Source organism: Brevibacillus sp. HB1.3 (genome assembly GCF_013186635.1).
Classification (GTDB): domain Bacteria; phylum Bacillota; class Bacilli; order Brevibacillales; family Brevibacillaceae; genus Brevibacillus; species Brevibacillus brevis_D.
The window spans coordinates 1-7,033 of sequence record NZ_JABMIT010000022.1; the positions used below are offsets into that span (position 1 = coordinate 1).

The following is a 7,033-nucleotide window of genomic DNA, read 5'->3' on the forward strand; positions in this document are numbered from 1 at the left end:
CAAAGTGATGTCATTATGAAACAAGCCTCTTCCAGTCGGCTCCACAAACAGGATAGCTGGTATTTTTTTCTTCTCGCTGGATTTTCGGTAATGCTGCTTCCTTCAGCACTATCCTTTTCTACGCTTACTTTGGGCTTATTCATTGTCTTCTATGGCTTAGATTGGGTGGATATTGGCTGTTTACGGTGGAGGATCATTTATAGTTATGCGAATTGGAAGGCACGCGCTTGCAGCGAAAGTTTCCGGGAACATGTAGCGGTAAATATATAGATGGAAAGAAAAACACCCGAGTAGACACTAGATCACTCGGGTGTTCGTGAGTTTTCAGGCTGGGGATACAAGGGGAGGGTGATGCGAAAGACAGCGCCGTGGAGTGGGCCATTTTCTGCCTGAAGACGGCCATGCGAACGTTCGATAATTGCTCGAGAAATAGCGAGCCCCAGTCCGACATCACTATTTTTTCCTTTCACAAAACGATGAAATAAATGAGGGAGAAGTTCTTCCGCGATGCCCTCCCCATCATCTTGTATTTCTATCTGGAGTTGACGTTTGCCTGACTTAACTTCGATCGTGATCTGATCCTTGGCATGGCGCAAAGCATTTCCAATGATATTCAACAAGGCTTGAAGAAACTTTCCTTCATCTACGTACACTATGTCATTGGTTTTAGTCGGACGTACTGAAATCGTTACATTGTGTTGGAGCTGCAAAGGGTGTAACCGCTCAATGGCACGAGTCACCAGGTCGGTAGCGGAATGCCACGAGGGATCAAACAAATTCTCTTCACCTTCAAGCTTGGCCAACAATATAATTTCAGTCACAATATGCTTCAACCGATTGGTTTCCTCTACGATCACATCAAAACCCTTTTCAGCAGCATCATCAACAAAAACACCATCGCGAATTCCCTCAGCATATCCTTGAATGGACATGAGAGGGGTTTTTAGCTCGTGGGAAGCATTCTGTAAAAATTGCCGCTGGATTTCATGAAAGCGATCCAGCTCTTGTGCCATGGAGTAAACACTATTCGAGACTTCAGCAATTTCACCGCGTGCAGGAATGAGTTGGACCTCGGAAAAACGCCGTGCTTGAACCTTTTTTATTTCTCTCGTCAATTTATGCAGTGGCTGCACCATACTACGCGTAATAAAAAAGCTGAGCAAAATGGTAGATATGGCTCCAATCAAAACGATGAGCAAGATGTTATTCGTCATTTCCATACGAGTGTCTTTAAGTCCACGTACAGGAGAGGCCAGAATCAGTCGTTGCTTTTCATCGTTTTTAAAAGGCAGGTTAACGACCACGTAATCATCGCTTCCGACAATCCATATGTTTCGATTTTGCCTTTTCTCCGCTTTACGCTCAAGGGCATCCATCCACCCATTCAAATTGGAAGAGGGCAGGGACGTGTAGAGTACTTTTTTCTTTTTGCCTAAGAGCAACACTTCTATCTTGCGATTGGAGACGAGAAGCTTTTCGAGTTCTGCGACTCCCTCTGTTTCAATCTTTACATTCGATTCGTTCATTTTTTCGATCCAGAATCGACCTTTTAGGTTTAATTCATTCTTTTGCTGCTCAATTAAATTATCGAGCAAAAACGAATTGATCAGGAAAGCTGATACCCCCATGACAAGACAGAGAAGAAGGGCAAACATCAACGTAATGCGAAATTGGATACTCATTCATCCTTCGTTCCTTCCTTAGCTCGCAGGCGATACCCAAAGCCCCAAACCGTCTCAAGAGGGATCTTATCCAGCTTTTTTCGGATACGACGAATGAGATCATCAACCACTCGATCACTTCCAAAATAATCATATCCCCATATAAGAGAGAGCAGCTCATCACGGGAAAAAGCCCGATTCGGATGCTCCGATAAAAGGCTGAGCACTTGAAACTCTTTCGAGGTCACCTCTACTTCTTCCCCAAAAGAATATACCAGACGTTTTTCCTTATCTAATACAAGAGCGCTGTTAGCGGTCTCTTCCGAGTTACTCTCTTTCTCAATGGAGGTGGATTCTTCTGAATGGGATTTCATTTGTTTCCATCGTTGAAGTGCCCGATTCACACGTGCCACTAATTCACGGGGACTAAAAGGCTTAGTGAGATAATCGTCGCTTCCTAGCTCTAGTCCAAGAATCTTGTCTACTTCTTCGTCGCGTGCGGAAACCATGATGATAGGCGTTTCTGAGATAGCACGAATACGTCTGCAAAACTCATAGCCATTCATACCTGGCAACATGATGTCCAATACCCATAGATCGGGGGGATTCTCTTGCTCTAAAGTAATAGCCTCTTCGGCTGATTCAACGGCAGTTGTAACATAGCCTTCCTTTTGCAGATAGGCTTCGACGATATGACGAATATTGATGTCATCGTCTACGATAGCAATGTGAAATGTCTTCATAGGATTCCTCCGCGAACCTTAAGATTCTCACTTTATTGTACATCTTCAAACAGACTTAAGCAGTTGTTGTAGGCATTTCCCACACTTTTCCCATACTTCCTTTCCTACGTTTCTTACAATAGTGTAAGGAAGTTGAAACCCAAATCGATAGGACTACGTGGTCATACCCTGTAAAATGAAAGTACATTCAATAACGGAGGGATACACCATGAGAAAACTACTACAGATGATCGCGATTACGTTCGGATTGTTAATCGATACGAAGACAATGATTCGCTTCTCTGAATTGGAAATGGTCGTGAAGCTGTAAAGATGATGACAACGACAAGTAAAAAGACATGAAATTCTAGGCGCCAGAATGTAGGGGGCCTTTTTTGTTTTTGTGATGATCCAGCGTGAAACAAAGCTGGAATATTTAGGGGCGAAACGGAATGCCCGAGTGTACGACCAATTCAGAGGGAAATCTTGGGGAAATGGATTGATTCAAGTGGTTTTTTTGGACGTGTCCTCTCTCTATATGGTATAATGAAGTATTGTGATAACCAGTTGGAGGTTTACCCTTTATGGCAGAAGAAACTGCTCGGTTTCCAAAAGTCGATATTAGCCACGAAATGAGAGAATCGTTCATTAGCTATGCGATGAGCGTTATCGTCAGTCGGGCTTTGCCTGACGTTCGCGATGGTTTGAAGCCTGTACACAGGCGTATTTTGTATGCCATGCACGATATGGGCCTTACTCCTGACAAGCCGTTCCGTAAATCGGCAAACGTTGTCGGGGAAGTAATGGCGAACTACCATCCGCATGGTGACTCTTCCATCTATGAAGCGATGGTACGTATGGCCCAAGATTTTAACATGCGCTACATGCTGGTTGAAGGGCAAGGGAACTTCGGTTCTGTAGACGGCGACCCGGCAGCGGCGATGCGTTATACGGAGTCGCGTTTTTCCAAGCTCGCGCTGGAGCTTTTGCGCGATATTGATAAAGAAACGGTCGATTTCACTCCTAACTACGACGGACGCAAAGAAGAGCCGGTTGTATTGCCTTCTCGTTTCCCGAACCTGCTTTTGAATGGTGCATCAGGGATTGCTGTAGGTATGGCTACCAATATTCCGCCGCATAACTTGACGGAAGTCATTGATGGTGTCATTGCCATGATCGACAATCCTGATATTACGATTCAAGATTTGATGAAAATCATCAAGGGACCTGACTTCCCTACAGCGGGGGAGATTCTCGGTTACAGTGGTATTCGCCGTGCCTATGAAACAGGCCGTGGTTCCATTATTATGCGCGCCAAAACCCAGATTGAAGAGGATGGGAAAGGCAAACCGCGCATCATCGTAACAGAGATCCCTTATCAGGTGAACAAGGCTAGACTCGTGGAAAAAATCGCGGAGCTAGTGCGGGAGAAAAAAATCGAAGGTATTACCGACCTTCGTGATGAGTCTGACCGCAAAGGAATGCGTATTGTCATGGAATTGCGCCGTGACGTCATTCCAAAGGTTGTATTGAACAATCTATTTAAGCATACCCAAATGCAGTCTACATTTGGTGTGAATATGCTGGCACTCGTTGACAGTCGTCCGCGTGTATTGAATCTGCGTGACATGCTCTATTACTATTTGGAGCACCAACGTGTCATTATCCGCAGAAGGACCGAATACGATCTCAAGCAAGCAGAAGCCCGTGCGCACATCTTGGAAGGCTTGCGTATTGCATTGGATCATATTGACGAGATTATCAGCTTGATTCGTTCTTCTCAAACCACGGAAGAAGCTCGCACAGGACTGATGGAGAATTACTCCTTGTCCTACGAGCAGGCACAGGCGATTCTCGATATGCGTCTGCAACGCCTGACTGGTTTGGAACGTGAAAAAATTGAGAACGAATACCAAGAGCTCATGGTAAAAATCGCAGAACTGCGTGCTATTCTTGCAGACGAAGCTAAAATCTACGCGATCATCCGCGATGAGCTGGGTGAGATCAAAGAGAAGTTTGGTGATGAAAGACGCACAGAAATTACTTTCGATGAGAATCATATCGAAGATGCTGATTTGATCCCAGAGGAAGATGTCGTAATCACCCTGACGCATGACGGTTATATCAAGCGTCTGCCTGTTTCCACCTACCGTTCGCAAAAACGTGGTGGACGTGGCGTGCAGGGATTGGGAACCAAGGATGACGATTTTGTCGAGCATCTGTACATTACCAACTCGCATGATTACATCATGTTCTTTACGAGCAAAGGGAAGGTATATCGCCTAAAAGGATTCGAGATTCCTGATCTGAGCCGGACAGCGAAAGGTACCCCAATCATCAATCTCATTCAGATTGAAAAAGGGGAGCGCGTTAGTGCGGTAATCCCTGTGAAAGAGTTTGATCAAGAACACTACCTGTTCTTTGCGACCAAGAAGGGGATTATTAAGAAAACCACGCTGGAGTCCTATGAAAATATTCGCAAAGGCGGGCTAATTGCGGTTAACCTACGCGAAGATGATGAGTTGATTGGTGTTCGTCTGACGGATGGCCAACAGCAAATCATCATGGGTACTCATAAAGGTATGTCCGTCCGTTTCAATGAGGGAGACGTACGCACGATGGGACGTAACGCCACCGGTGTGAAGGGGATTACCCTTGACGACGATGATGATGTCATCGATATGGACGTTATCAAACCAAATGCAGAAGTGCTCATTGTAACGGCGAATGGTTACGGAAAACGGACTCCAGTCGATGAATATCGCATTCAATCTCGTGGTGGTAAAGGAATTAAGACACACAATGTAACGGATCGTAGCGGTCCGGTCGTTGGTCTGAAAGTCGTTGAGCCTGAAGAAGATCTGATGATTATTACCACGTCCGGTATCATCATCCGTACAGAAATGAAAGGTATTTCTGTGATGGGGCGCTACACGCAAGGTGTGAAACTGATCCGTTTGTCTGAAAATGAGCAAGTGGGGTCAGTTGCCAAATGTCCTCCAACTGAGGAAGAGGATATGACGGATGAGGATGCGGAAGAGGGAATCGAAGATCTGCAAGATGGGGAGACTGTCGAAGCAACCGAGCCTACCGAACCGACAGAGGAATAAAGAAAATCACGACGAAAGCGTCCCACAAAATGTGGGGCGTTTTTTCTGTGTAAGTGCAAAAGTTTGTTCAGCCCATTGCTTTTTTCCTGCAAATGGTTTGGGTTTGAAGTAAAATTGGGAAATGGATACTATATCATTAACAAGTTGGATCGGGTGGTGAGCAGGTTGCCCAATGTGGAAGTGAAACAACTGACTCTTGGAGCGAAATTGGCTGAAGACGTATTTACAGCATTGGGAGGCATTCTTTTCGCAAAAGGAACCCCTCTCTATGAACGGGAAGTGCAATTCTTAGAAGCGTTCATGATCAAGCAGGTACAAGTAGAGGATTCAGGAGGGGATTGGACTGACCAAGGTGAATCAACCACACCTAAGGTAGATGCGCCAGAAGCTTCTGATAAGTTTACCCAAGCTAAACCTGTGTTTCAGGAGTCATTTGATAAAGCAGTGTCTACACTGAAAAATTTGATGACCCGCGTACAAGGCGGCAATAACATACCAGTTATGGAAGTAAGGGAAGTTGTTACGCCAATCATTACGGAGTTTCAGCAGCAACCACAAGTTCTTCTCTCCCTTCGGCGCTTTGCAAAGATGGATAGCTATGCCTACGAGCATGCCGTAGCGGTTGGGATTATTTCTTATATGATTGCAAAATGGGTCAAGGTGCCTGAAAAGGAATGGATGCAGGTCGCATTGGCGGGTACATTGCTCGATATAGGAAAAACGAAAATTGATCGGCGGATTTTGCAAAAACCAGGGAAGCTTACGCCAGATGAATTCGAAGAGATGAAAAAGCATACCGTTTATGGCTACCAAATTATTAAGTCATCCCACGGTTTAAGTGAAGGTGTAGCATTAGCGGCTTTGCAACATCATGAGCGAGAAGATGGTTCAGGCTATCCATTAGGTTTGCCTGGTTCTAAACTGCATTTATACAGTAAAATTGTTGCTGTGGCCGATGTGTATCATGCTATGAGCTCGGATCGTGTGCATCAAAAGGCGTTGTCTCCTTATCAAGTCGTGGAGCAATTAGTGCAGGATAGCTTCGGGAAGCTTGATCCTACCATTGTTCGAACATTTGTGGAGGGGATCACTCAATTCGCTGTAGGAACGCTCGTTGAATTAAGTGATGGAACGATTGGGAAGATCGTATTTACAGATCGTAATCACCCAACGAGGCCAATGGTTGAAACAGGTGGAAAAATCGTAAACCTAGTTGAAGCTCGACATTTATCTATTGTGAGGGTAATGGAACAGTAAGGAGAGAGGCGAATCATTCGCCTCTCTTTTAATATAATTTAAAGAAATTCAATTTAATTATAAAAACCTCTTGTGTTGTTTAAAAATACGTGATAAGATACATCTTGTCGCTTCGATTGAAGCAACACTTCAAGAAGAAAAGCCAATTAAGCTATTTACTTCTTGAGCATTGTTTGATAAAGTATTGAATTGTCGCCGCTAAGCGAAACAAGATTATTAAAAAGGTCTTGCAAAAACGTAGGTGGTGTGATAAGATAGAAAAGTCGCCTCGAGAGAGACGAAC

At 44.6% G+C, this 7,033-nt stretch carries 4 protein-coding genes and 1 pseudogene; 3 read left to right on the forward strand and 2 right to left on the reverse strand.

Annotated features, from left to right (window positions below):
• Positions 1 to 270, forward strand: a pseudogene (locus HPY31_RS28675) (hypothetical protein); the annotation flags it as partial.
• A gap of 32 nt (positions 271 to 302) precedes the next feature.
• On the opposite strand, the gene HPY31_RS28315 reads toward HPY31_RS28675, so the two are convergent.
• Both HPY31_RS28315 and HPY31_RS28320 read right to left on the reverse strand, forming a co-directional pair.
• Positions 303 to 1,682 carry a sensor histidine kinase gene (locus HPY31_RS28315; RefSeq protein ID WP_172143277.1) on the reverse strand — a complete coding sequence of 460 codons (1,380 nt, stop codon included), beginning with the start codon at positions 1,680 to 1,682 and terminating at the stop codon, positions 303 to 305.
• A complete protein-coding gene (locus HPY31_RS28320; RefSeq protein WP_172143278.1) occupies positions 1,679 to 2,404 on the reverse strand; it encodes a response regulator transcription factor in 726 nt (241 codons plus the stop codon). Before HPY31_RS28320 ends, HPY31_RS28315 begins: the two co-directional genes overlap by 4 nt.
• A gap of 563 nt (positions 2,405 to 2,967) precedes the next feature.
• On the opposite strand from HPY31_RS28320, the gene gyrA reads away from it, so the two are divergent.
• Together gyrA and HPY31_RS28330 are read left to right on the forward strand one after the other, a co-directional pair.
• Positions 2,968 to 5,493, forward strand: a complete 2,526-nt coding sequence (gene gyrA / locus HPY31_RS28325; RefSeq protein WP_172143279.1) for a DNA gyrase subunit A — start codon at positions 2,968 to 2,970, stop codon at positions 5,491 to 5,493.
• Positions 5,494 to 5,658: 165 nt separating this feature from the next.
• Complete coding sequence (locus HPY31_RS28330) at positions 5,659 to 6,750, forward strand: HD-GYP domain-containing protein (RefSeq protein ID WP_172143280.1); 1,092 nt, start codon at positions 5,659 to 5,661, stop codon at positions 6,748 to 6,750.
• Positions 6,751 to 7,033 lie beyond the last annotated feature (283 nt).

Coding starts and splice junctions, on each gene's coding strand:
- gyrA (WP_172143279.1), top strand. CDS start 2,968: ATGGCAGAAGAAACTGCTCGGTTTCCAAAAGTCGATATTAGCCACGAA.
- HPY31_RS28320 (WP_172143278.1), bottom strand. CDS start 2,404: ATGAAGACATTTCACATTGCTATCGTAGACGATGACATCAATATTCGT.
- HPY31_RS28315 (WP_172143277.1), bottom strand. CDS start 1,682: ATGAGTATCCAATTTCGCATTACGTTGATGTTTGCCCTTCTTCTCTGT.